The 24,961-nt window shown below is 60.5% G+C and carries 16 protein-coding genes; 2 read left to right on the top strand and 14 right to left on the bottom strand.

Going from position 1 to position 24,961, the window contains the following annotated elements:
- Positions 1-28 precede the first annotated feature (28 nt).
- The 12 genes from PseAD21_RS13885 to PseAD21_RS13830 all read right to left on the bottom strand — a co-directional run bounded on the left by PseAD21_RS13885 (position 29) and on the right by PseAD21_RS13830 (position 19,124).
- A complete protein-coding gene (locus PseAD21_RS13885; RefSeq protein WP_102356187.1) occupies positions 29-1,717 on the bottom strand; it encodes a polyurethanase in 1,689 nt (562 codons plus the stop codon).
- A gap of 57 nt (positions 1,718-1,774) precedes the next feature.
- Positions 1,775-4,861 carry an autotransporter serine protease gene (locus PseAD21_RS13880; RefSeq protein WP_102356186.1) on the bottom strand — a complete coding sequence of 1,029 codons (3,087 nt, stop codon included), beginning with the start codon at positions 4,859-4,861 and terminating at the stop codon, positions 1,775-1,777.
- A gap of 237 nt (positions 4,862-5,098) precedes the next feature.
- Positions 5,099-8,050, bottom strand: coding sequence for an autotransporter serine protease (locus tag PseAD21_RS13875; RefSeq protein ID WP_102356185.1), 2,952 nt, complete (start codon positions 8,048-8,050; stop codon positions 5,099-5,101).
- A 116-nt stretch (positions 8,051-8,166) separates the two neighbouring features.
- Positions 8,167-9,540: a TolC family outer membrane protein gene (locus PseAD21_RS13870; protein WP_102356184.1), complete on the bottom strand. Its 1,374-nt coding sequence runs from the start codon at positions 9,538-9,540 to the stop codon at positions 8,167-8,169.
- Between the two features lie 2 nt (positions 9,541-9,542).
- Complete coding sequence (locus PseAD21_RS13865) at positions 9,543-10,892, bottom strand: HlyD family type I secretion periplasmic adaptor subunit (RefSeq protein ID WP_102356183.1); 1,350 nt, start codon at positions 10,890-10,892, stop codon at positions 9,543-9,545.
- Complete coding sequence (locus PseAD21_RS13860; protein ID WP_102356182.1) at positions 10,889-12,664, bottom strand: type I secretion system permease/ATPase; 1,776 nt, start codon at positions 12,662-12,664, stop codon at positions 10,889-10,891. Before PseAD21_RS13860 ends, PseAD21_RS13865 begins: the two co-directional genes overlap by 4 nt.
- 205 nt (positions 12,665-12,869) lie before the next feature.
- On the bottom strand, positions 12,870-13,298 hold the full coding sequence (locus PseAD21_RS13855) for an AprI/Inh family metalloprotease inhibitor (RefSeq protein ID WP_158242600.1): 429 nt from the start codon (positions 13,296-13,298) through the stop codon (positions 12,870-12,872).
- A gap of 93 nt (positions 13,299-13,391) precedes the next feature.
- Positions 13,392-14,855 (bottom strand): serralysin family metalloprotease, encoded by a 1,464-nt coding sequence (locus PseAD21_RS13850; RefSeq protein ID WP_102356180.1) that lies wholly within the window; start codon positions 14,853-14,855, stop codon positions 13,392-13,394.
- 477 nt (positions 14,856-15,332) lie between these two features.
- A complete protein-coding gene (locus tag PseAD21_RS13845; protein ID WP_102356179.1) occupies positions 15,333-16,418 on the bottom strand; it encodes a polyamine ABC transporter substrate-binding protein in 1,086 nt (361 codons plus the stop codon).
- Positions 16,419-16,473: 55 nt separating this feature from the next.
- A complete protein-coding gene (locus tag PseAD21_RS13840) occupies positions 16,474-16,818 on the bottom strand; it encodes a cupin domain-containing protein (protein ID WP_102356178.1) in 345 nt (114 codons plus the stop codon).
- A 31-nt stretch (positions 16,819-16,849) separates the two neighbouring features.
- Entirely contained in the window at positions 16,850-18,256 is a 1,407-nt protein-coding gene (locus PseAD21_RS13835) for an FAD-binding oxidoreductase (protein ID WP_102356177.1), read from the bottom strand.
- A 52-nt stretch (positions 18,257-18,308) separates the two neighbouring features.
- Entirely contained in the window at positions 18,309-19,124 is an 816-nt protein-coding gene (locus PseAD21_RS13830) for an AraC family transcriptional regulator (protein ID WP_102356176.1), read from the bottom strand.
- A 263-nt stretch (positions 19,125-19,387) separates the two neighbouring features.
- Between PseAD21_RS13830 and PseAD21_RS13825 the strand changes: the two genes are divergently transcribed.
- Positions 19,388-19,660 carry a DUF1652 domain-containing protein gene (locus tag PseAD21_RS13825; RefSeq protein WP_102356175.1) on the top strand — a complete coding sequence of 91 codons (273 nt, stop codon included), beginning with the start codon at positions 19,388-19,390 and terminating at the stop codon, positions 19,658-19,660.
- Positions 19,661-19,719: 59 nt separating this feature from the next.
- Here PseAD21_RS13825 and PseAD21_RS13820 read toward each other — a convergent pair whose 3' ends face one another.
- Positions 19,720-22,194 carry a UvrD-helicase domain-containing protein gene (locus PseAD21_RS13820; RefSeq protein WP_102356174.1) on the bottom strand — a complete coding sequence of 825 codons (2,475 nt, stop codon included), beginning with the start codon at positions 22,192-22,194 and terminating at the stop codon, positions 19,720-19,722.
- A 278-nt stretch (positions 22,195-22,472) separates the two neighbouring features.
- Between PseAD21_RS13820 and PseAD21_RS13815 the strand changes: the two genes are divergently transcribed.
- Positions 22,473-23,168: a pirin family protein gene (locus PseAD21_RS13815; protein ID WP_102356173.1), complete on the top strand. Its 696-nt coding sequence runs from the start codon at positions 22,473-22,475 to the stop codon at positions 23,166-23,168.
- Between the two features lie 109 nt (positions 23,169-23,277).
- Here PseAD21_RS13815 and pgm read toward each other — a convergent pair whose 3' ends face one another.
- The gene (pgm, locus tag PseAD21_RS13810) at positions 23,278-24,924 is read right to left on the bottom strand and encodes a phosphoglucomutase (alpha-D-glucose-1,6-bisphosphate-dependent) (protein ID WP_102356172.1); all 1,647 of its coding nucleotides are present in this window, start codon (positions 24,922-24,924) and stop codon (positions 23,278-23,280) included.
- Positions 24,925-24,961 lie beyond the last annotated feature (37 nt).

Here is a 24,961-nt window from a genome sequence, read left to right as displayed (position 1 = left end):
CGCGAGCAAGCCCGCTCCCACTTTGGAGCTAGGCGAAGACGAACGCCGAGTCCGACAGGTTAGCCACTCCAACCCCGACCAGGGTCACGGCATATTCGCCAATCTTCAGCACCGTATCAGCGCCGGACTGCGCAGCATGCTGCTTGTAGTCATAGCCCTGCCCCGCACCTTCGACGCCCATGAACACCAGTTTGTCGCTGCCCTGGTAGCCATTGATCGCGTCGAAACCGAACGCGCCGCTGAACAGGAAGGTGTTGTTGCCACCCACCGCCGTCATCACGTCGTTGCCGGCACCACCGACGAAGGTCACGTGGCCCTTGTCGCTGATCAGTTGGTCATCGCCACCCAGACCGAACAGCCAGTCACCGTCGGCGCTGGCGTGCAGCGCGTTGCCGTAAGCATCGCCGTTGAGCGAATGGCTGTACTGGGTCAGTTCGCTGCCATTGGTCAGTCCCTTGGCCGTCACGCCCCAGGTGATCTCCTTGCTGCCCCACCACGATCCCGACTCCTTGCTCACCAGCGCGCCGATGTCGCGGGTCATGCTGATGCCGCCATAGGCATCGCGCACGTACAGGGTGCCGTCACCGTCGTTGGCGAAGCTGAAGTTCTGCAATGGTTTCTGCAGTTCGAAGGTGTTGTGGCCCTGGCCACCGAGGAGGATGTTAAAACCACCGTCATCGCGGAAACGGTCATCGCCGCCCAGCCCTTCGAGGAAGTCGTTGCCCGCCCCGCCCTTGAGCCAGTCGTTGCCCTGGGTGCCGATGATGAATGTGCTGCCGGTGTGCGGCTCGCCGCTGCGCCCCAGATCCTCGACCCAGGTCTTGCCCCGGGACGCTTGCTCCAGGTTGGAGACGATGATGGTCGAGTCCTTGTGCGTCAGGTGGTAGAACGTCGAGTCGATCACCCGGTTCAAGCCATCGGCATACCCCAGCGAGCCATGGGCCGACCAGTTCAGCGGATTGACGATACTGAACGGCACCAGGTTCTGCGCGGTGGACGCGTAGTTGTCGTTGAAGTTGACGATATTGTCGGTGGTCGACTCATGCGGCCCGTCGTGTTTGCCCAGCGACCCGCTGCTGAACGTGGTGCCGTCCAGGGCGCGGAACACCGGATCGTTTTCGTAACCGATGTTCAGCACGTTGTTGCCGGTGCTGCTCTGGGTCGGCGAAGCGAATGCAATGTAGTTGGCGTCCTTGAAGAACCCGCCCCAGTTGCTGGTGCTCAACTCAGCCACGCTGTTGACCCCGAGACCGCCGAGGCTGTGGCCGCTGAACAGCACGTCCTTGGCCGCAATACCATTGGCAATGGCGAACGCAGCGACAGCCTTGAGCAGGTTGTCGAAGGCGTTTTTCGCGTATTGACTCGCGTAATCCGATGGCCCGATGGCGGCTAGCAGGTTGTTCTTCATGTCGCCGAAAGTGTCGCTGTAACCCAGCCCGCCGGTGCCACGAAAGGCCACGCCGATACCGACCAGCTTGCCGGCCGCATCGTACTTGCCGAGCACTTCGGCCTCGGCGCTGGTGAAGCCGTCCTTCTCGCCGAAGAACGTGCCTTGCGCCCCGACCTTGCCCTGATAACCCAGCGCCGTCGCGAAAACCGGCTTCCAGGCGGTGGCCGGCAAAGGCTGACCGGTCGGGGTGTAGGCATACAGCGTCAGCGCGATGGCGTCGCTGTACAACGCTTTGCCATCGGCATTTTTGTAATCGAACAATCCCATGTTGTGCTCTCTCTTCCTTCAAAAACGGCAGTCCCCTGCGGGACTGCCAGTACTCCTTCAGAACTGCCAGTCGAGGGTCAGACCCACACCGTGGTCCTTCTCGTTGTTACCGATCAGTCCGTTGTAATCCAGGTTGACCCGGACATCGCGATTGAGCGCCAGACCGGCACGCACGCCGACCACTGCGGCATCACGATCCATCGACACACTCTGCACAGTGAACGCGCTGTTGCCATTGGCGAACGCCAGGTGGCTGTCAGCATCGACGCTGCTCAGGTTGTGCTGCCAGCCGAGGGTTGCGCCCAATTCCAGCTGATGTTTCTCCGACAGCGCGAAGGTGCGCTTGGCGCGCACACCAAGGGTCGACAGCACCACATCGCGATTGTCTTCGCCGCCCTTGAGCGCCGCCGCATCACCCTTCTCGGTGAAGCTTTCGGTGTTCAGGTGCACGTACGACAGATTGGCGAACGGCTCCAGGTTCATCGGTTGCAGGCGCAGATCGTAAGCCGCTTCAGTGAACAGTTGGGTGGTTGCGGCATCGTGCTTGGTTTTCTCTTTGCCACTGACGCCAGCGAACTGCAGATCACGTTTCACGTCCACGCGATGCCAGCTGTAAGCCGCACCGGCAGTCAGACGCAGTGCATCGATCTGGTGCCCCAGGTACGCACCGAGGTGGTAGCTGTCGACCGAGGCCGACGAATGCGTGCCGCCCCCCATGTTCAACGAACTGTCGCTATAACCAGTAACGAAACCCAGACGGGTATCTTCAGCAATCAAGCCGTCGACACCGGCCAGCAAGCCGCCGATAGAGCTGTTGGAATCGGCGTTTTCATGCCCGCCATCGCTTTTGCCCCACGAACCGAGGACCTTGACCCAGGCATTGCTGCGATCGTCGGTCGGTGCATTGGCATTGAACAGATCACGCTCGCGCAGACGCTCACCCACCGCTTCACGCAGGTAACGGCTGTCGTTGATCAGCATCGTGCCAATCGCCGGGTGAATTTCCCCGGACAGTTGCTGGAACGCCTGTTGCGCCGAGGCCGCGTTCGGCGACAGCAGCAGAGTTTCGAACAGTGCATTGCCCGCGCCCAGACGCTCGGCAGCCGCACCGACTGCACGCTGGTTCGGCGTCAGGCCGACACTGGCGAACGACGCACCGTTGCGCCCGACGTCCAGTTGCACGCCGTTCGCCGAGTACGCCAGGGTGCCACCGAGGAACGCGTAGTTCGGTAGCACTTGCCCGAACTGGCCTTGAATGCCACCGGCCGCTTGCAGAATGTTGAACTGGGCGCCCTGCAGGCTTTTCACTTCGGCGGTGGTCAGCAGCGTCGGGCTGTTTTCCAGCGACAGACTGACGGTAGCGCCATCAATCAGCGCTTTGCCACCGGCGACGATCTTGTCACTGCTGGTCGGCGACACTTCCACCGCGTAGGTCGAACCGCGCTCGAAGGTCACGTCACCGGCCACGTTCAGCGTGCCGATGGAGTTGCCCGGCGCGACGGTACCGCCGCTTTTCGCGGTCAACGCGCCGATGTGGCCGTTACCGCCGAGGATGCCGTTCTCATTCACGGTGACCGCCGACGCCAGCGAACCGTTGATCGCCAGACGCCCCTGATTGACCAGGGTCGGGCCGCTGTAGGTGTTGTTGCCGGTCAGCACCAGCGTGCCGATGCCCTGTTTGGTCAGGCCACCGTGACCGGAAATGTCGTTGCGCCAGGTGTCGAGGCCGCAGGTGATGTCGTTGCACACACGCTCGGTCGGCTTGCCCTTGTCGATGATCGCGCCGATGCCCGGCAGGTCTGCAACAAACTGGCCTGAGCCGTAAGCCCCCTGGATGCGGAACTCTTCGGGAATGTCCTGCTCGGTGACGAACATCGCCGGGCCATCGATGCCCTTGCGCAGGTTGATCATGCCCCAGCCGTACAGGGCGTCGATGCCCGGTGCGCCGAGGTCGGTGGCGGTGGTGCGCAGTACCGTGGCGACCTGATCGCCGGTCATGTACGGGAAGCGCTCCATCAGCACCGCCATGGAACCGGCCACATGCGGCGCGGCCATCGAGGTGCCGTTGTAGTTTTTATAGCCGGTGGTCAGGTTGTCGGCGTTGGTGCCCTCAATGATCGAGCTGTAGATTTTCGTGCCCGGCGCCGAGACGCAGAAGCTCGCGGTGTAGCCACAGCGCGAGGAGAACGTACTCATGATGTACGGGTTGGCGCTGGCCTGGTCCGGGTTCTTCTGCAACGCGGCGACGGTGATCCAGTTCGGCGCGATGTCCGGCACGAAGTAGCCGAGGCCGGCGATCGCGTCGGGGTTGTTCAGGTTGTAATCGTTACCGGCGGCGAAAATCGTCACGATCCCGCTGCGGGCGGCAGCGATGGCGCCGTCGTAGGCACCGCCGGGCTTGGTGCCGAGCAGCGTGCGAATTTCATTGAACTGCAATTGCGCGTCGTTGACGGTGAAGTGCGGATACGCCGGGTCGCGGCCACCGAGGTCGAAACGGTCGGTGATGCCGATGCCCCAGCTGTTGTTGATGATCCGCGCACCGCTGGCGATCAGCGCATCCCAACCGGCCTTGTACACCGCGCCATCGTTGCCACGGACGATGCCGTCTTCCGGACCCGGGTCACCGTTGTCGGCACTGATGATCTGCGCACCGAACGCCACACCGTGCATCGGTCCGCCGTCACGGCTGCCGGCGGCAATACCGCCGACGTGGGTGCCGTGAGCACCGAGCTTGCCGTCGGAACCGACCGAGGGCGAACCGTCATAGCGGAACGCATCGCCGGCTTTGACCGGGATGTACGGGTCGGTGTATTCGCGGATCCCGCTGGTGACCAGCGTCACGACTTTATTGGTGCCGGAAAACTCCGGGTGCGCGGCGTACACCGGCTGGTCGAAGATCCCCAGCTTCACACCCTTGCCGGTGTAACCGGCAGCGTAAGCGTGATCGGCACCAATGGCGCCCAGGCCCCATTCCGCCTGGAACTCGGCACTGCGCCAACTGGCGGGATCGCCTGTGCGTCCACTTTCCACGTAAGGCGCCGCGTGGGCGGTGCCCCAGGTGGCCAGTGCGCAGAGCACGGCGCAATTAAGGGTTTTCATGGCGAAGCGACCACCCGTTTGCGCGGGGGTATTATTCTTATTCATCCAGCGACCTTCCTTAGTGTTGTTGCGAAAAATCCGTTTACCAGCCCCACACCTGGGCCTGGGAGTTAACGCTTGTGTTGAGGGGATTTAGCGAAACGTCGCACCCCCGATGGTTGCGAAGCGGCCCCGAACAGTCTCTTCCGTAAACCGAGTCGTCTGGGTGTGCGACTGCTGCGCAGTCGATCGGGGATAAATCCCCTCACCACAAGTGTGTGTGTTCATCTGACCTGCAGGCGCTCAGAACTGCCAGTTCAGGCTCAACCCCACGCCATGGCTCTTCTCGCGGTTGGCCAGTTGGCCGTTGTAATCGAGGTTGACCCGTACGTCCTTGCTCACCGCCAGGCTGGCTTGCACGCCGACCAGCGCCGCATCGCGCACCAGTGCCGAACTCTCGACCGCGTACGGTGTGCTGCCACTGGCAAAACGCAGATGCTGTTCGGCGTCGATATCGCTCAAGCTGTGCTGCCAGCCAAGGTGGCCGCTGACATCGAGTGATTGTTGAGCCGACAGATTGAACGTCTTGACCGCGCGCACACCGAGGGTGCTGAGCACCGCATCACGCTGCTCGCCGGAGCTTTTCAGCGCCGCCGCGTCGCCCTTTTCGGTGAAGCCTTCAGTATCCAGATGCACGTAAGCGAGGTTGGCGAACGGCTCCAGCGCAACCGGTTGCAGGTTCAGGCGATAAGCCGCTTCACCGAAGACCTGAGTGGTGGCCGCGTCGACCTTGGTTTTCTGTTTGGCGCTGACGTCGCCGTACTGCAGATCGCGTTTGACGTCGGCGCGGTGCCAGCTGTAGGCCGCGCCCGTACTCAGGCGCCAGGCGCCGATGTCGTGACCGGCGTAAGCGCCCAAGTGATAGCTGTCGACTGAAGCCTGTGAATGCGTGCCCGAGCCCATGTTCAGCGAACTGTCGCTGTACCCGGTGACCAGACCGATGCGGGTCTGCTCGTCCAGCGCGCCGTCGACGCCGGCCAGCAAGCCGCCGATCGAGGTGCTGTAGCGCGAGGTGTCACGACCGGAGTCAGTCGTGCCCCAGGCGCCGAGTGCCTTGATCCAGCCGTTGCTTTGCGTGGCGCTTGCATCGCGCAGACGTTCGCCGACGGCGTCGCGCAACTGGCGGCTGTCATTGATCAGCATAGAGCCGAGCGCGGGGTAGATTTCCCCGCTCAGCTGCTGGAATGCCTGTTGCGCGGAAGCGGCGTCTGCCGACAGCAGCAGGCTTTCGTACACCGAGTTGCCGGCGCCCAGCCCTTCGACGGCCGCCGCCACCGCGCGCTGATTCGGGGTTTGTCCGACGCTGGCGAACGAGGTGGCGTTGCGCTGGATGTCGAGCTGAATGGCGTTGGCCGCGTAGTCGAGGCTGCCACCGATGAACAGGTACTCCGGCAACACCGCGCCGAACTGACCCTGAATACCACCGGCCGCTTGCAGTATGTCGTACGAATGACCGAGCAGGCTGCGGGTTTCAGTGGTGCTGAGCAAGGTCGGGCTGTTTTCCAGCGACAGGCTGACGGTGGCGCCGCTGATGCTCGCGGCACCGCCGGCGACGATGCGGTCGCTGCTGCTCGGCGACAGCTCGACCGCGTAGGTCGAGCCCGGGGCAAAGGTCACGTCACCGGCCACATTCAAGGTGCCGATGGAATTGCCCGGCGCCACGCGGCCGCCGCTGTTGGCGGTCAGCGAGCCGATCCGCCCGGACCCGCCCACGGTGCCGCTGTCATTGACGGTCACCGCCGAGGCCAGCGAACCGTTGACGCTGAGCACGCCGCCATTGACCGTGGTCGGCCCACGGAAGGTGTTGTCGCCGCTCAGCAGCAAGCGCCCTGCTCCGGACTTGATCAGGCTGCCCTGATAGACCCGCGTCGCCGCGGCGGCATCACGGGCCATGCCCACCGCGTAGTCGGTCTGATCCTGTTGGCTGGCACCGGGCGCAATACCGTTCTGCCAGCCCTTGTCCTGCAGGGTTTGCTGCCAGGCGCTGTGCTCGACGAGGTCTTCGCCCTGACGCTGAAGCAAGGCCTTGTCGGAGATGTCATTGCTCCAGACATCGCTTTGCCCGGCGGCCAGATTGGCATTGAATGCCCCCAACAATTGTCCCGGCCCGTGCATCGCCCGGTTCATGCTGGCCACGCCCCAGCCGACCCGCTCGGTCGGTGCATCGGTGACCGAGCCGTCGAGTTGCGTGGCGGTGGTCAGCAGCACTTCGAGCGCCTGCTGATTGTTCATGTACGGATAACGTTCCATCACCAGCGCCAGTGCCCCGGTGGCGTGCGGCGCGGCCATCGAAGTGCCGGACTTGATCGCGTACCCGCCCCCCGGAATGGTGCTATCAATCTTCGCCCCAGGCGTGGTGATGCACCAATACTTGGCGATGCCGCACTGGTTGTACTTCTGCTGATTGCTTTGGTCGAGCCCGGAGACCGCCAGCCAGTGTCCCTCGAGATCCGGCTGAAAGTACGGCAACGCCGAGCGCACGCTGGCGTTCGGGTAGCCGCTGTTGCCGGCGCTGAACACGTTGATCACGCCGCGGCGCGAGACGTCCGCTGCCGCGTCGAGCCAGGTGCCCTGATTCCAGTGCTGGGCGTACGCTGCGTGCAGATCAGCCAGGGTGCGATAGCTGACATCCGGCGGCTGGCTGCCCCAACTGTTGTTGATTGCGCGCACGCCGGCATCGGCCAGGGCGTCGTACGCCGCTTTGAAATAACGCGGATCGGGTTTGGGGCCGAACAGGAAGCTGTCGTTCTTGTTGGTGTTGCCGACGAAGATCTGCGCGTTGTACGCCACGCCGTGCATGCCGTTGCCGTCACGGCTCGCGCCCATGGTGCCGACCACGTGAGTGCCGTGGGAGTCGTTGTTGGGGTTGAGGGTGCCGTTGACGCTGAACAGCGAACCGTCGACGTAACTGCCTGACGCCAGCACCGGGTGATAGCGGTCGGTGGCGAACTCGGGGTGGGTGGCATCGAAGCCGGAGTCGAGGGCGCCGATCTTCACGCCTTTGCCGGTGATCCCGGCGGCGTAGGCCTGATCGGCCTGCATCCGCGCAAGGCCCCAGTCACGCTGGAATTCGGCACTGCGCCAACTGGCCGGATCGCCGGGTTTGCCGGTTTCAAGGTACTGCGCATTGGCTTGCGCGATGGAAACTGCGAGCAACAGGGTGCCGACCGCTGCCGGCTTGATGCGTACTTCCATGTTCACCACTCACTTTCTTTGTTTTTTTAGAGTTGTTATGCCGATCACCCAGCAATCAACACGATTGCTGTGGCGACGTTTCGCTGAATCCCCTCACCACAGGTCAGTGCAAGACCTTAGTTCGTGTTGCTTTTCGGGCCTTGTCCGAAGGCCTCATCCACCCGCGCCAGATCCTGTTCGTTCAATGTCCCTGCGTAGTAATGCAGCTTGGTCCAGGCCATCAAGTAGTCGTAGCGTGCCTGAGCCAGATCGCGGCGGGTGGTAAATAGTTGTTGTTCGGCGTTCAGCGCATCCAGATTGGTTCGCTCACCGCCAAGAATGCTTTGCTTGGTCGACACCACCAGCGCTTCGGCCGAAGACAGTGCCTTCTGGTAGGCGCGCAGTTTGTTGACGCCCGACAGGCAGGCGCTGAACTGACGACGCAGCTCGATCAATGTCTCGCGAGTCTTGCCGTCGAGTTCGTATTCGGCCTGCTCCATGGTGCGGCTGGCCTGACGGGTCGAGGCCGACACCCCGCCCCCGGCGTACAACGGCACGCTGACTTCGAAACCGATGGTGTTGGTCTCGTAGCGCTGGTTATAGGTGTTGCCGCTCTCGGATTCGTTCTGGCGCATCGAGGCATAGGCGTTGACCTTGGGCAGATGCCCGGCGCGATTGCGCTCGACTTCATATTTCGCCACTTCCACCGCCTGCCGCTGCGACGCCAGGTTAGGGTTGTTGCTGATTGCCAGCTCATGCCAGGTGTCATAGTTGGCCGGCATCAGGGCGAACGTCTGGAAATTCTGATCCAGCGGCACCAGATCGCCGATGTCCACCGCCGGTACGCCGATCAACGCGCCCAGCTCACGCAGGGCGGCGTCTTGCTCGTTGCGCGCCTCGATCTCTTCGGCGGTCGCCAGTTCATAGCGCGATTCAGCTTCAAGGATGTCGGTGCGCGTGCCCTCGCCCTGCTTGAACATGTGCTCGTTCTGCTGGAACTGCTGCTCGTAGGCCTTCTTCTTGGCCTGGGCGATGTCGATCTGATCCTGGGCGAACAAGGCCTTGGTGTAGTTGTCCAGCACCCGCACCAGCAGCTCCTGGCTCTTGCCGCGAAACGCCTCGTCAGCAAACAGCGACTGCGCCACGCCTTTGCGATACGCCGCGTAGGCTTCGTAGTCGAGCAGCGGTTGCTGCACCGTCAGGGTCGAACCGTAGCTGTTGTAGTTGCGGTCCTCGGTGCGATTGCGCGCACGCTCGTCAAGTGAAGTGGCCTTCGACGAGTTGCGGCCCTTGTTGTAGTTGTAACCGACCTTGGGCAACAGTCCGGCGCGGCCGATGATGCGGTTTTCCAGGCCCGCGTCGCGCTCCTTGATCGCACCGAGGAACACCGGGTCGTTGCGCAATGCCTGTTCGTAGACCTCGAATGGCCCCATGGCCGCCAGCGCGCTGTTTCCTGCGAGCAGCGCGAACGCTGCTCCCAACATCGAAAGCTTATTCATACAGCCGAACATCCTTATTCTTCGGTCAACGCGGAGCCGGCCCGATCGAGCAGCGGTTTGAACAGGTAGTTGAGCAGTGAACGTTCGCCAGTGCGCACGAACATTTCCGCCGGCATACCGGGCTTGATCACCAGGCCATGGAGTTTCTCCATCGCCTGATCACTGACGCTGCTGCGCAACACGTAGTACGGCACACCGGTTTTCTCATCGACCATCTGGTCGGCGGAAATCAGGCTGACCTCACCCGGCACCCGCGGGGTCTTGCTCTGGTTGAACGCGGTAAAGAGGATGTCCACCGGCAAATGTGTGCCGACCTTGTCGATCAGGTTGATCGGCAAGTGCCCTTCCACTTCCAGCGTCGTGCCTTGCGGGACGATCTCCAGCAGGGTTTCGCCCTGCCGCACCACGGCGCCTTCGGTGTGCACGCCAAGGTTGACCGCCACGCCGTCGGCGGTGGCGAGAATCTCGCTGTGCTGCAGGTCGAAACCGGCCGAGGTCAGTTGCTCGGACAGAGTCACGCTTTTGAGCTGCGCGTCCGCCAGTTGCGTGCGCACCTCCTTCTGATATTCCTCGCCATGCTGTTGCAGCTTCAGGCGCGATTCGAGGATGCCCTGCTCCACGCGGCCGCTTTCACCGGTGTTCTCGGCCAGTTGCTGTTGCACTTGCGACAGCTGACGCTGGTATTCCATCAAGCGATTGCGCGGGATGTAGCCGTTGTCCGCCAGCGGCTGCAGGTTGCTCAATTGCTGTTGCAGGGAATCGGCCTGGGCATTGAGGTCGGTGCGGGCACGACGCATGCCGGCCAGTTGCGACGTGGCGCCTTCGATGCTTGCGCGCAAGCCGGCCTGTTCGCGGTAGAACGCTTCGCGGCGGCTGCTGAACAGTTGCCGCTGGCCTTCAAGCACCAGCGCCAGGCGCGGGTCCGGATCGTTGCTCAGCTCGGCGGGAAAGGTTATCTCTTTGAGGTTGTCACGCTCGGCCTGCCAACGCGCGAGGCTGGCCCAGGCCATGCGGTATTGCGCCTGCAGCGATTGCACATCGGCAGCGACTTGCGTCTGGTCGAGACGGAACAGCGGTTGGCCCTGTTTGACGATCTCGCCTTCGCGCACGAGGATCCGGCTGACCACGCCGCTGCTCATCGACTGCACGGCCTTGCGTTTGCCCGAGACCACCACGGTGCCCTGCACTGGAATGCCTTGATCCAGCGGCGCCAGTGCGGCCCAGGTGAAAAAGCTGCCGGCGCCGACAATGGCCAGAATCCAGCCCATGCGTGCGAAAAATTTCGCATCGCGCTCCGGGCGCTCGGTGATGTAGGTGTGTTCCATGCTCGCTTCGTTTTCAGTGTTCATGCTGGCGCTGCTCATACACCCGAATTCCTTGTCGTGGGCTGGTACTGCCGGCTCATGCTGAGCCCGCCCGGTGCCTGCGCAGATTTTTCCCGTTGTTGTTCCTGGGCGCCGGACAGCGCCTTGAGGACTTCCTGACTGGCGCCAAACGCCTGCAAGCGACCGTCGTTGAGCACCAGCAACTTGTCCGCCTGGGCCAATACCGAAGAGCGATGCGTCACCAGCACCACCGTGGTGCCTTGGGCCTTGAGCTGGGCGATGGCACTGGCCAGCGCGGCTTCACCGACGGTGTCGAGGTTGGAGTTCGGCTCATCGAGCACGACCAGGCTCGGCTCGCCATACATTGCACGGGCCAGGGCCACGCGCTGCTTCTGACCACCGGACAGGCCACTGCCGTCCTCGCCCAGTTGCGTGTCGTAACCTTGTGGCAGGCGCAGGATCATCTCGTGTACGCCGGCCTGTTGCGCGGCGGCCACGACTTTTTCCGGGTTGGCCTCGCTGAAACGGGCGATGTTCTCGGCGATGCTGCCGCTGAACAGCTCGATGTCTTGCGGCAGATAGCCAATGTACGGGCCGAGTTCGTCGCGGTTCCAGCGATGGATGTCGGCACCGTCCAGGCGCACCGTGCCACCGAGGGTCGGCCACACGCCGACCAGCACCCGGGCCAGGGTCGACTTGCCAGAACCGGAGGCACCGAGCACACCGAGCACTTCGCCCGCGCCCAGATTGAAATTGATCATCTGCAAAGTCGCCGCGCGTTGCCCCGGAGGGCCGGCACTGACTTGCTCGAAGGTGATCTGGCCTTTCGGCGCCGGCAGCGCCATGGCGTCGTCACTCGGCGGGAACGCCTGCAGCAGCGAGTCCAGACGACGGTAGGCCAGCTTCGCCCCGCTCCACTGTTTCCACACTGCGATCAACTGGTCGATCGGGCTCAGCACGCGGCCCATCAGGATCGAACCCGCGATCATCATCCCGGCGGTCATGTCGCCCTTGATCACCAGCAAGGCACCGAGGCCCAGCACCAGCGATTGCAGGCACAGACGCAGGGTTTTACTGATCGAACTGATCACCGCACCGGTGTCGCTGGCCTGGTTCTGCAGGCCGAGGAAGCGCGAATGTACGCCAAACCAACGCTTGCGCAGCGCACCGAGCATGCCCATGGCTTGAATGGTTTCGGCGTTATGCAGGTGGCTGGTCGCCAGTTGGCTGGATTTCTGCGAGAAACCGGCGGCTTCGCCCAACGGCTTCTTGGTCATGTATTCGTTGAGGCACGCCAGCGCAATCAGCAGCAGCGCGCCGGCGGTGGCCAGCACGCCCAGCCAGACGTTGAACAGATAGATAACGAACAGATAGACCGGAAACCACGGCGCATCGAAGAACGCGAACAGTGCCGGCCCGGTGACGAACTGACGAATGTGGGTCAGATCGCCCAGCGACTGCCCGGCATTGCCCTCGCCCTTGAACAGGTTACGTTCGAACGCCGCCTGATACACCCGCAGGTTGAAGCGGCGCTCCAGTTGGCTGCCGATGCGAATCACGATGAAGCTGCGGATCACTTCCAGCATGCCGATGAACGCAAAGAACCCGACGACCATCAACGACAGCATCGCCAAGGTGGTTTCGTTCTGCGAAGACAGCACGCGGTCGTAGACCTGCAGCATATAAATGGAGGGCACCAGCATCAGCACGTTAATCAGCGCGGTAAAGCAGCCGACGCTGATCAGAATGCTTTTATAGTCACCCAAAGCCTTGAATAAGGGAGCGGTGGCTGGGGCCTTCGCCATCTTCATTGATTATTCCTGAAATAATTTCCCCGCCATTCTTTGGCGAGACGTCTCTGTTAATTATCCGTGCGCATGCCGGAATACTTCTTGCAACTTTGCACTGACACTTCAATCACAACTTCCGTCATACAACCGATCATTCGTTGTATTGGCGTGACGCTTATAACTGCAACGTGGCACCTTATATTCAACTGTCAGTCGTTACTGATACTCACGGCTGTAGCGCGTTGCGCTTGAGTGTAATCACCAGGCCCGCCTTCAAAGTACTCAGATAAAGCCCATCACGTTGTCGGCTGAAAAACTGGATTCTTGAACCTTCCTTGCCGGTAATCGACAGGCCGTCCGGCTCGGGAAACCAGCCGATCGGCGTCTGCTCAAGCCACGCACCCAGGCAGTCGGCACCCTTGCCCAGCGTCTGGTCGGGTTCAAGATCGATCAGGCAGGTGTTCGATGGTTTGTCCTGCAACGCCTGCGCCTCTGGGGCGTCATCAGGTGCGGTCAGAATGGCTTGCCACTGCCCGGCGAAAACGGATGGATCTTCGAGTCTGAGGCTGCTTGCCATGGTTGTTTCTCCAGAAATCATGATGAACGCCGCCGAAAGCCACGCCACTGCCTTGTAGGTAAAAGCTTTACAGATCATGAGAAAATTCGCTCCGGCCCGTAGCCTTGCCCAGTGGTCGAATGGATGCAAGTAAAGAAAGCGGCGCATCACGCGCCGCTTTCCCGTTTCACATCACGCCACGATGTCGCTGGTCGCTGCCTGGCCGACGGTGCTGACCTGGAAGTCCGCCACGCCGTGCCCGGAGAAGTCCACCGACAACAGGCTGTTGCCGCCCGACGACGTCAGGATCGCGTCGCCGGCTGCACCGGTGAAGCTGTTGACGAAGTGCAGGCCTGCGCCGTTGGTGATGGCGCTCAGATCGATTTTGTCCAGACCGCTGACGAAATCGAGGATCTGATCGATCGCACCCGGCTTGGAGTCGGAACTGGCTGCGAACACAAACGTGTCCGAACCCGAGCCGCCCCACAGTTTGTCCGCACCACCGGCGCCGTAGATGATGTCGTTGCCGGCACCGCCTTTCAGCTCGTTGGACGCACTGTTGCCGATCAGCAGGTCGTTACCCGAACCACCGATGGCGTTCTCGATGGTGACGCCCTTGGCAATGGAAACGTTGCCGATCATGCCGCCGACGTCGGAGAACGAGGTCTCATTGAGGTTGATCTTCTGGTTCTGGGTGAAACCCGAGAAGTCGAAGGTATCCTTGCCGCCCGCATCCCACACCGAAAACACCAGCTTGTCGCTCGACGACGAGGCGCTGAGGAAATCGCGACCGGCGTTGGAGTTGAAGCCGTAGGTGGTGTCACCGGTACGGGTGTTCATGTTGGCGCCGTAGAGTTTCTGGATCGCCGCAATATCATCCATCAGCGGGCCGGAGGAATAGGCTTCCACGCCGCCTTTGCTGAAGTTCTGGGCGGTGTTGCTTTCGCTCCAGTAACTCATGAGGCTGTAACCACGGGTGTCTTGCCCGTAGGAAGCATCCTTGTAGGTCGGGTTGCCTTCGCCGGCGTTGTAGTCGCCAGGGTGAGACAGGCCCAGGGTGTGACCGATTTCGTGCGTCAGGGTTTGACGCCCGTAATTGCTCAGCCCCGGGGTTTTATTGACGTCATAGCCACTGCCGGTCAGGTACCAGGACTGACCGTCATAGCCTGGCTCGGTGCCTGGCAGGAACGCAAACGCCGCTGCGCCTTCCTGGCCGCCGCTATAGTTACCGAACGTCATGTGACCATCGCCGCCACGGGCAGCTTCGGTGAACGTAACGTTGGCGACATCCGCCCAGGATTGCATGGCGAGCACGGACTGGGCTTTTTGCAGGGCACTGAACTGACTGAAACCGGTGACACCCAGGCCGCTGAAGTTAGCGGTTTTGGCGGTCAGAAAGGTGTAGGTCAGTTCGATCTTGCCGCTGTTGTCGAGGTCGTGCCAGGAGGCACCGTCTCGCAGCAGTTGTGTGGCGGCTTGATCCACCGAGAAGGAGGGTTTGCCATTGACCGTGAGGTTGCCGCCACGGTCGTACTGATGGCTGAAGCTATTGATCTGGTTCCAGGCGGAACTGGTTGCAGCCAGAGACTGCACTGCGCCTACAGGCACAAATGTCTCGGCGGCGGTATCAATAGCGTTAGCTTTAACTTTCGACATAAACACACTTCCTTGTTTAGCAATGGAACAGTTTTTGTCAGATAGCGACAATCCCTGGCGAGATCGTCCTATCACTCGCCCAATGAAGGCATCAGAAACCTGACACAATTTGAAATCTGTCGTCTAGCGTTTTTTTTAGATCAAATTGAACTGTTCCGGCAAACTGCCGTAAACAAAGCCTGTGGGATCGGAAGAATGTTTTAGCGGGTCACGCCAGGTGCAACTGTCTGACGATTTTCTATTTAAATATTAAATATCGGTAAGTTGTTTTTTGTTAGACGCGTCTCACTTTCCTGCACTCTATTAGTGCAATGCCAGTGTATTGATATCAATCAATTAAAGTAATTTCGGACGACTGCATGACTCATGTGGGAGCGAGCCTGTTCGCGAAGACGTCCGCCCAGACAACAATCTGTTGAATGACTAAACGCTTCGCGAGCAGGCTCGCTCCCACAGGTTTTGTGTGTGTTGGAAATTTCAGCTACCGGTGCGGATCTTGTTCCACACCCGCGTACGAATCCGGTCAATGTTCAGTGGCATCGCCTCCAGCGCAAACAGCTTGCCCATCATCTCCGGGCTCGGATAGACCTTGGTGTCGCCCTTGATCGCCGGGTCGATCAGACCGTCAGCTTGTTGGTTGCCGTTGGCGTAGTGCACGTAATTGCTGATGCCGGCCATCACGTCCGGGCGCAGCAGGTTGTTCATGAACGCGTAACCGGCCTTCTCGTCCGGCGCATCGGCTGGCATGGCGACCATGTCGAACCAGATTGCCGCGCCTTCTTTGGGAATCGCGTAACCGATGTCGATGCCGTTCTTCGCTTCCTTGGCGCGATTTTCCGCCTGCAGGATGTCGCCGGAAAAACCGACCGCCACGCAGATATCGCCATTGGCCAGGTCGCTGGTGTACTTCGAGGAATGGAAGTAACTGACGTAGGGCCGCACTTTCATCAGCAGCGCTTCAGCCTTCTTGTAGTCCTCGGGATTCTTGCTGTGCGGCGGCAAGCCCAGATAGTTGAGCGCCGCCGGCAGCAATTCCGGGCCATTGTCGAGGATCGCTACGCCGCATTTCTGCAGTTTTTCCATGTACTCGGGTTTGAAGATCAGGTCCCAGGAGTCCACCGGCGCGTTGTCGCCCAGCACCGCTTTGACCTTGGCGATGTTGTAGCCGATCCCGGTGCTGCCCCACAGGTACGGGAAGCCGTGTTCGTTGTTCGGGTCGTTGACCTGCAAGGCCTTGAGCAACACCGGGTTGAGGTTCTTCCAGTTCGGCAACTGGCCCTTGTCGAGCTTTTTCAGCGCCCCGCCCTGGATTTGCCGGGCCATGAAGTGGTTGGACGGGAACACCACGTCATAACCGGATTTGCCGGTCATCAACTTGCCGTCGAGGGTTTCGTTGCTGTCGTAGACGTCATAGGTGACGCCGATGCCGGTGTCTTTTTCGAAGTTTTTCGTGGTGTCCGGCGCGATGTAGTCGGACCAGTTGTAAACCTTGACCGTTTCGGCGGCATGGCTGATCGAGGCGGCCAGCAGCAGCGGCGCCAGGGTGAGGGTTTTCTGGATCATGAGGTGATTCCTGTAGTGGCTATTTTTGTTGGCAGGCAATCAAAGGATCAAACAATCAGAAAATCAGCACGTAGGTCTTGCGCACGGTCTCCTGGATATCCCAGATGCCGAGCGTGTTGGCCGGCAACATCAATGCGTCGCCACCTTGTATGTGCAGGGTTTCGCCGCCATTGTCCGGGGTGAATGTGCAACGGCCGGAGATGAAGTGGCAGAACTCCTGCGCGGTGATCTGCCGGCGCCAGCGCCCCGGGGTGCATTCCCAGACGCCGGTTTCGACGCCGTCGTCGCGCTCGACGCTGGTGGTCGAGGCAATGGCGATCGGCTCGCCAAGTGGCACGGCGACCGGGCTGGATTCGTCCAGTGGCAGGGTGGCGGTGTGTTTGAACTGCGTAATGCTCATGGTGGGACCTGTCTTTTGAGGAAAACGGCGGTTAGTGCATGAAACCTTCCATGAAGCCCGCCACCTGACTGGCAAGCTTGCGCCGCCACGGTGCGGTGGCCGGATTGGCCAGGGTCTGGTCTTCGTGGACGAAGCTTTTGATGATCGCGTTGTAGCCAAGCCAACGGCACGGCTCCGGCTCCCAGGCGCGCAGCGCATGAATCCCGCCGTCCGGCAGTACCCACGGCTGGTGCACCAGCTCGGTATCACGCTCCAGAATCAGATCGGCCAGTGTGCGACCGCCCAGGTTGCTGGCACCTACACCCTCCCCGCCATAACCACCGGACAATGCAATACCGTTGGCGCGATCGCAGAGCATGTGCGGCTTGAAGTGTCGGGACATGCCGAGGTTGCCGCCCCAGGCGTGGGTGATCTGTACGTTTTTCAACTGTGGGAACAGTTCACCGAACAGATAGCGGCGCAGCTCGACTTCATCGCGGGTCAGATCGAAGTTGTGGCGCAACTTGCCGGCGAACTGATAACCGCCGCGAGCGCCGAAGATCAACCGGTTGTCAGCACTGCGCTGACCGTAGGTGACCTGACGACTGAACTCGCTGAACGCCTGGCCGCGATTGAGGCCGATTTCATCCCAGGTGGCGGCCGACAATGGCTCGGTGGCAACAATCAGGCTTTGCACCGGCAACTGATAGCGACCCAGCGGCGGCAATGTGACCGAATACCCTTCGACGGCCGGCACGATCCAGCGACTGCGCACGCTGGCCTTGGCCGTGCACAAGCTGCCGGACTGCCAGTGCGTGACCGGGCTGTTTTCGTAGATTTTCACGCCCATGTTTTGCACGGTACGCGCCAGACCGCGCACCAGCTTCGCCGGGTGAATGGTTGCCACGTGCGGCGCATAGATGCCGCCATAAGGCTTGGCGACGCGAATCTGTTGCGCCAATTGCTCGGGGCTCAGCCAGCGGTAATCGTCGTCGGTCAGGCCTTGGGCGTGCAATTTGTCGAGGTATTCGCGCAGGCTGGCTTCCTGCTCCGGGTAGCGGGCAGCGCAATACAACACCCCGCCTTTGCGGTAATCGCAGTGGATGCCTTCACGTTCGAGGACGACTTCCACTTCATCGGGGATGCTGTGCAGCAGATCAAACGAAGTGCGGCGCTGTTGTGGCGACAGGCCGGCGAGCAGCCGATCCTCGCCCAGCAGGTTGCCCATCAGCCAGCCGCCATTGCGTCCGGACGCACCAAAACCGGCGGTTTGCGCCTCAACGATGGCGATATCCAGACCCGGTGCGTTTTTTTTCAGGTAGTACGCGGTCCACAGCCCGGTATAACCGGCGCCGATGATCGCCACGTCGACATCCAGATCCTGCTCCAGCGCCGGCCGCGCAATCAGCGGCTCGTCGAGTTGATCCATCCACAAACTGATAGTGCGCCACGCCGGCATGCAAGACTCCGCCACTGAAAACCTTCGATGGCGTCGATCCTAGTGCGTGACTTCAATCACTGTCTTGCGCGCGTGCCCGCAAAGAAATTTGTTTGGCGTAGGCCTTCGGTGACTGGCCGGTGTGCTGGCGGAAACAGCTGTAGAACGCCGACAACGAGTTGAAGCCAGCGGCAAACGCCAGTTCGTCGATGCGCAGCGGTGGCGTGGCGTGGTCCAGCGAGTTAAGTAAATGTTGCAGGCGCGCCTGGTTGACGTAACGGTAGAAGCTCTGCCCCAGCACCTGGTTGAGCAGGTAGGAAATCTGATTGCGGCTGTACCCGCACTCCTTTGCCACCCGCTGCAGGTCCAGCTCCGGATCGAGGTACGGCTGCTGCCGTTCGAAGTATTGCTGCAGGTCTTGGGCCATGAAGCTCAACTGGCGCGGCGACAAGCCCAGACGACTGACAGCCGGTCGCTGACTGGGCGCGGCGGCGCTTTGGGATTGCGCACGCACCAGCGAGGCGTATTCATTCACCCGCCAGATCAAGCCGTCCTTGACCGTGATCGCTTCGCTGGATCGGAACGACACCAGCCCGTCGCCACCGCGCAAAGTCACTTCGTATTGAATGAACGCGGTGTTGCCATCCACGCGAATCCGGTCGCAATGCTCGAGCGCTTCGTCGGATTCTCGCGGCATGCTCACGCGCACGTACTCGCGCAATTCGTCGAGGCCGAGGACGCGGTTCTGGAAAAAATCGTTGTACTGGACGTCCGGGTGATACAGCGCCATGACGCTGTCCAGATCGCGGTGTTTCCAGCTCAGGTGATAGCGCATGACCGTGGCGGCCGTGGCCGGAGTCTGTTCCGGGCCGTCATCGTCGGCTTGCATAAAGGGCTCGCTGCAAAAGAATCGAGCTTGCCCAAGTTCGGCACAGCGATCAACGGCTAAACCCTGATGGCCTCTTGGCGATGATTGATCCTGACGTGACTTACATCAAAAAATGCGCAGCAATCGCAAAATGAACTGAAAAATCTCACGGAAAATTCACATCCAGATGCTACTTTTAACGTCACTGACCGGTTGAGCCATTGAAGGCTCTTCCCACCTAACATGAGCAAAAGGAAGCGCTCGATGAAGAAGGCGGGCAACACATGAATAAAGGTTCCAGTAAAGTCACGTTCCCCAACGCGTGCCAACTGATGCGCTGGCACTTTCATCCCATGGGTTTCGAGGCGACGATGGACGCACCGGGCAGCATGATTGCCCGTCTGTTCGATCGTGCCAGCGGTGAAACCGTGATCGCCATTGCCGGCATTCCTTGTGCCACGGTGATGAACGCGGCCGATGTCGAACGAATTATCGAGGCCGTGGAAGACGAACTGGAGGCTTTCATTCCTCCAGAATCTCTCAAGAGTTATGCCTGAGCTTTTGTTTTGTTTAAAAAATGCCCGCCAATGATGGCGGGCTTTTTTGTGCCTGACTGTTACGCGGTTGTCACCTTGGTGCGGTGATCGGCAAAGAACGCCTTGCCTTGGGCAACCCGGTCGGACGCCCTCGGCATGTTCACGGCCTGGGTGTCCTGCGGTTCGACGTACCAGTAACAATGGCTGACGGCACGTGTAATGCCGACGTACGCCAGCCGCAGGATCTCGTCTTTTTGCGCCGTGTCATAAGGCTCGCTGTCGCCAGCCTTGCCCAGGCCGGCCATGCGATACACCTGATTCTTGTAAGGTGAACTGGTCAGATGCTGGCAATCGCCAAGCAGGAAAACCGCGTCCGCCTGCAGGCCCTTGGCGCTGTGGTAAGTCAGCTGTTTCAGGCGTCGCGCTTCGTACGGCAAGCTAGAATCAACATTAAGTACAGGCTGAATATGCTGTTCTATCAATGATTTATCACTGCTTTTTCGATAAAGCATCAAGATTGAATCACCACGATTGTAATGTTCGGCCAAGCGCTGCCCCATGGCTTGATCATCGCGCTCCAGCACATTGACCGGCTGCACCGGCTTGGGTGCGCCGCTGGCCTTGGCCTTCTTGCCCGCAATTGCCGGCGCGGCACGGACGATGTGCTCGGCAGCATCGATGATGTGCTGATGACTGCGGTAGTTGTCGCTGAGCATCACCCGCGTGGTGCTCGGCGACGGGAATTCCTTGTTGAATTCCATGAAGTAACTCGGCGAACTGCCGCGCCAGCCGTAGATCGACTGCCAGTCGTCGCCCACACACAGCAGCGATGAACGCTGGGCACCCCGCCCGACATGCATGGCCGGGCCACGGCTGCGGATTTCCACGAGACTGGCGCGGATCCACGAGACAATCTGCGGTGATACGTCTTGAAACTCATCGATCATCAAGTGCGACATCGGCCGTAGCAGCTCATCGCCCAACAACTTGAGGTTCTCCGGTGAATGCTCGCTGAACAGCGCGAACATTCGGTTGTAGGTCATCACCGGTGGTTTCTGATCGAGCAGATGATCTTCCAATGCGCGCCAGAACAGGCTCAACGCCTCGAAGAAGAATCGGTCCGGGTCGTCCTTGGCAAAACTCATTCGGCCGACCGCGTCCGGCACATCCAGCCCGAGGTTTTCGATGAAGCCGGCCGCCGCGACAAAACAGTCCAGCAGCGGTGCCGATGTGAGCTCACCTTTGACCTTGTAATCGAAGCCTGGACCGGCGCTCGCATCCGCCGCCAGCGTCGCCAGAACTCGCTTCGATGACTCGTAACTATCAATCCAAATCAATGGCTTACGACAGAAAGCTTGAAACAATGTGCGCTTTACAGCCCACTCGGCGCGCACGCTGAGCCTGGCGTTTGGCCGGCAAACCTGCGGGTTTTCCCGGGGATCGAAACCGAGCACCACCCAGGCATCAAGGCTGGGGATGTAACCATGGCAATGGAAGGTCGAACCGTTGATCTCGAAGGTCTGCCGGCTGGGCTCAATGCCCTTGATCGGCCATGCGCCGGCGCGAAACCAAAGATCTTCGATGGCATCACACAGTTCTTCATCGCGCTTAGCCGCCAACTCGGTCACTGCCATACGCTTTTGCACGTCCGGGTGATCGCGCTCCAGCTCCTTAAGCTGCAAACCGGCCTTGGCCAACGGCTGAATCAACTGACGGAAACGTTCGTCTTCGGTAAACAAACGGTGGTAACAGGCGTTGAGTTGCCGGCGCTGGGCGTCGTTGATCCGCAGATCGAACGGACTGCTGTCGACCTCTTCGTCAGCGCCTTGTGGCCGGTCGCCGAGATTCTCGAACGCCTGCAAGCGCTCGAATCCCGGCAGGCTGCGAACCATGGGCAGAATGCGCGAGTGAAAGGTGCGCACCAGTTCTCGTGCCTGTTTGAGGCTCAATGCCTGACCCCAGAGCGCGAACAACTCGATCAGCTTGTTGATGAAGTCCTTGCGTGACTCGCGGGTGAAGGTCACCACGGTCATCGAGTCGAGTTCAAACCCCAGGTAGTGCGTGAGCAATAGAATGCGCAGCACCAGCGTCGTCGACTTGCCGGCACCGGCACCGGCAATCACCGACGTTGAAGGTGTATCACTGAAGATCATTTTCCATTGCGCCGCACTTGGCTGAGCGTGCTCGGGCAGCAGGCGCGCCACATCGGCCTTCATGCGTTTCTTCAGCTCGGCACTGAGCGGCAGTCGCCAGTCGTCGAACAGATGATTGTCGACATTCGGCGGACGATGCTCGGTGCTGCGGCTGTCACGGATCAACAGAACCTGTCGGCCTTCCTCCAGTCCCTCAAGCTTCCCTTCTTTGAAACCGTACTCCACACCTGCAGTGTGACCGCTGCGAAAGCCATCGGCCTGGCCGTGTAGCCAAGAGGCACGGTGCTGCGCGCGCAAGCGTGTCAGGCCATGGCCGAAAAAACGCGCAGCCAGGCGCTTGAACCAAGGCATCTCGGCCAGAGGACGGAGTTCGGGAGGAAGATCGGGAGTGTGTTGCGCCACGCTGAGGGGCTCCAGTGTGTGAGGCTGTTGCGGCTATGGTGGCCGTATTTACCCATGAGTTCTAGCGAAATGCTTACAGGTCATTGGTTTAGGCGATGAACTGAAAGTCGGACGGGAGCGTTTCGAGCCTGCTTACCATCAACTGATTCGATGAGAATGCCGCACTTTTTACGCTTTTTTTCGATTGTTGACTAACGGATGATGCCCGTCATTAACCGACGGTCTCGCTTCGTGGCTCAGGCGTTGCGCCCCATGACGAGCCTTTTGAGGAGACGATCATGCTTGAACTCAGACCTTTCAACACGCTGGGCGGCGCTCATCACGGCTGGCTGGATGCCCATCACCACTTTTCGTTCGCCGAGTACTACGATCCGCAGCGCATGAACTGGGGCAATCTGCGGGTCTGGAACGATGACGTGATTGCTGCAGGCACCGGGTTCCCGCAGCACCCGCACCGAGACATGGAAATCATCACTTACGTGCGTGAGGGCGCGATTACCCATCAGGACAATCTGGGCAACAAGGGCCGCACCGAGGCTGGCGATGTGCAGGTCATGAGCGCTGGTACGGGTATCGCGCACAGCGAGTACAACCTGGAAGCACAGGAAACCCGGATCTTTCAGATCTGGATTCTGCCGACTGAAACCGGCGCGCCGCCATCCTGGGGTGCAAAACCATTCCCCAAAGGTCAGCGCGAAGGTTTCGTGACCCTGGCCAGCGGCAAGGACGGCGATGACCAGAGCCTGCGCATTCGCGCCGATGCGCGGTTGGTGGCGGCGAATATCAGGGCTGGGGAAACGGCGGAGTATCGTCTGGATGCAGGGCGACGTGCGTACCTGGTGCCTGCCACCGGGGTGATTGAAGTCAATGGCTTGCGTGCACAAGCTCGAGACGGTGTGGCGGTGGAGCATGAGGCGGTATTGAGTGTGACCGCACTCGAAGACAGCGAAATCGTGCTGGTGGATCTGGCTTGATGGCTTGAACAGCTTGCAAAAAAAGGGGCGACCATAGTGGTCGCCCCCTTTTTTTGTAGTGAGGGAATTCATCCCCTCACCACAGAAAGCCCCCTCACTTACCTGAAAGTCACTTGGTGGAGATAGCGCCATCCACCAGAGTTTGCGCTTCAGCCACCAGTTGCTTGAGGTGGTCGTCGCCAATGAAGCTTTCGGCGTAAATTTTGTAGATGTCTTCGGTGCCCGAAGGACGCGCAGCGAACCAGCCGTTTTCGGTCATCACTTTCAAGCCGCCAATGGCCTGATCGTTGCCCGGGGCATGGCTGAGAATGCTCTGAATCTTCTCGCCCGCCAGTTCGGTCGATGTCACTTGCGCCGGCGACAGCTTGCTCAGCAGGGCCTTCTGCTCAGGGTTGGCCTTGGCATCGACGCGTACCGAGAACGGTTCGCCCAGCTCATCGGTCAGTGCGCGATAAGCCTGGCTTGGGTCGCGGCCGGTACGGGCGGTCATTTCAGCCGCCAGCAGGGCTGGAATCAAGCCGTCCTTGTCGGTGCTCCACACGCCACCGTCCTTGCGCAGGAACGAGGCACCAGCACTCTCCTCGCCACCAAAACCCAGCGATCCGTCGAACAGACCATCGGCAAACCATTTGAAGCCCACTGGCACTTCGTACAGACGACGACCCAGGCGCTTGGCCACACGATCAATCAGGCCGCTGCTGACCACGGTTTTACCCACGGCAGCATCAGCGCGCCATTGCGCACGATTCTGGAACAGATAGTCGATCGACACCGCCAGGTAGTTGTTCGGCGCCAGCAGACCGCCCGAAGGCGTCACGATACCGTGACGGTCATGGTCCGGATCGCAAGCGAAAGCCACGTCGTAACGTTCCTTGAGGCCGATCAAACCCTGCATCGCGTGGCTGGACGATGGGTCCATGCGAATCTGACCGTCCCAGTCGACCGTCATGAAACGGAACGTCGAATCGACTTGCTTATTCACCACGTCCAGGTCCAGACGATAGTGCTCGGCAATGGCCGACCAGTAGCGCACCCCTGCTCCGCCGAGCGGATCGACACCCAGACGCAGTTTGGCGTCACGAATGGCATCGAAGTCGATCACGTTGATCAGGTCGGCAACGTAGGTGTTGAGGTAGTCATGACGGTGTGTGGTGCTGGCCTTGAGCGCCTGCTCATAGCTGATGCGTTTGACGCCCGCCAGTTTGTTGAGCAGCAGTTCGTTGGCCTTGGCTTCGATCCACTTGGTGATGTGGGTATCGGCCGGACCGCCGTTGGTAGGGTTGTATTTGTAGCCACCGCTTTGCGGCGGGTTGTGCGACGGCGTGATGACGATGCCATCGGCCAGCCCCGAAGTGCGGCCACGGTTGTAGCAGAGGATGGCATGCGAGATCGCCGGCGTCGGCGTGTACTCGTCACCTTCGGCGATCATCACGGTCACGCCATTGGCCGCCAGCACTTCCAGCGCACTTGCTCCGGCCGGAGTCGACAGCGCATGGGTATCGATGCCGACGAACAGCGGGCCAGTGATGCCCTGTGCTTCGCGGTACAGGCAGATCGCCTGGCTGATCGCCAGTACGTGCCATTCATTGAAACTCAAGTCGAAGGAGCTGCCGCGGTGCCCGGACGTACCAAACGCCACGCGCTGGGTGGAAATCGAAGCATCCGGTTGGCCAGTGTAATAAGCCGTTACCAGTCGCGGGATGTCGACCAACAATTCTGCCGGTGCCGGTTTGCCCGCAAAAGGACTGATAGTCATGCAAAACCTCTGAAATAGAGTGGTTCAGGAAATACAG

Origin of the sequence: Pseudomonas sp. AD21 (assembly GCF_002878485.1) — a bacterium.
In the GTDB taxonomy this organism is placed as follows: domain Bacteria; phylum Pseudomonadota; class Gammaproteobacteria; order Pseudomonadales; family Pseudomonadaceae; genus Aquipseudomonas.
This window is presented reverse-complemented; position numbering and strand designations above follow the sequence as displayed.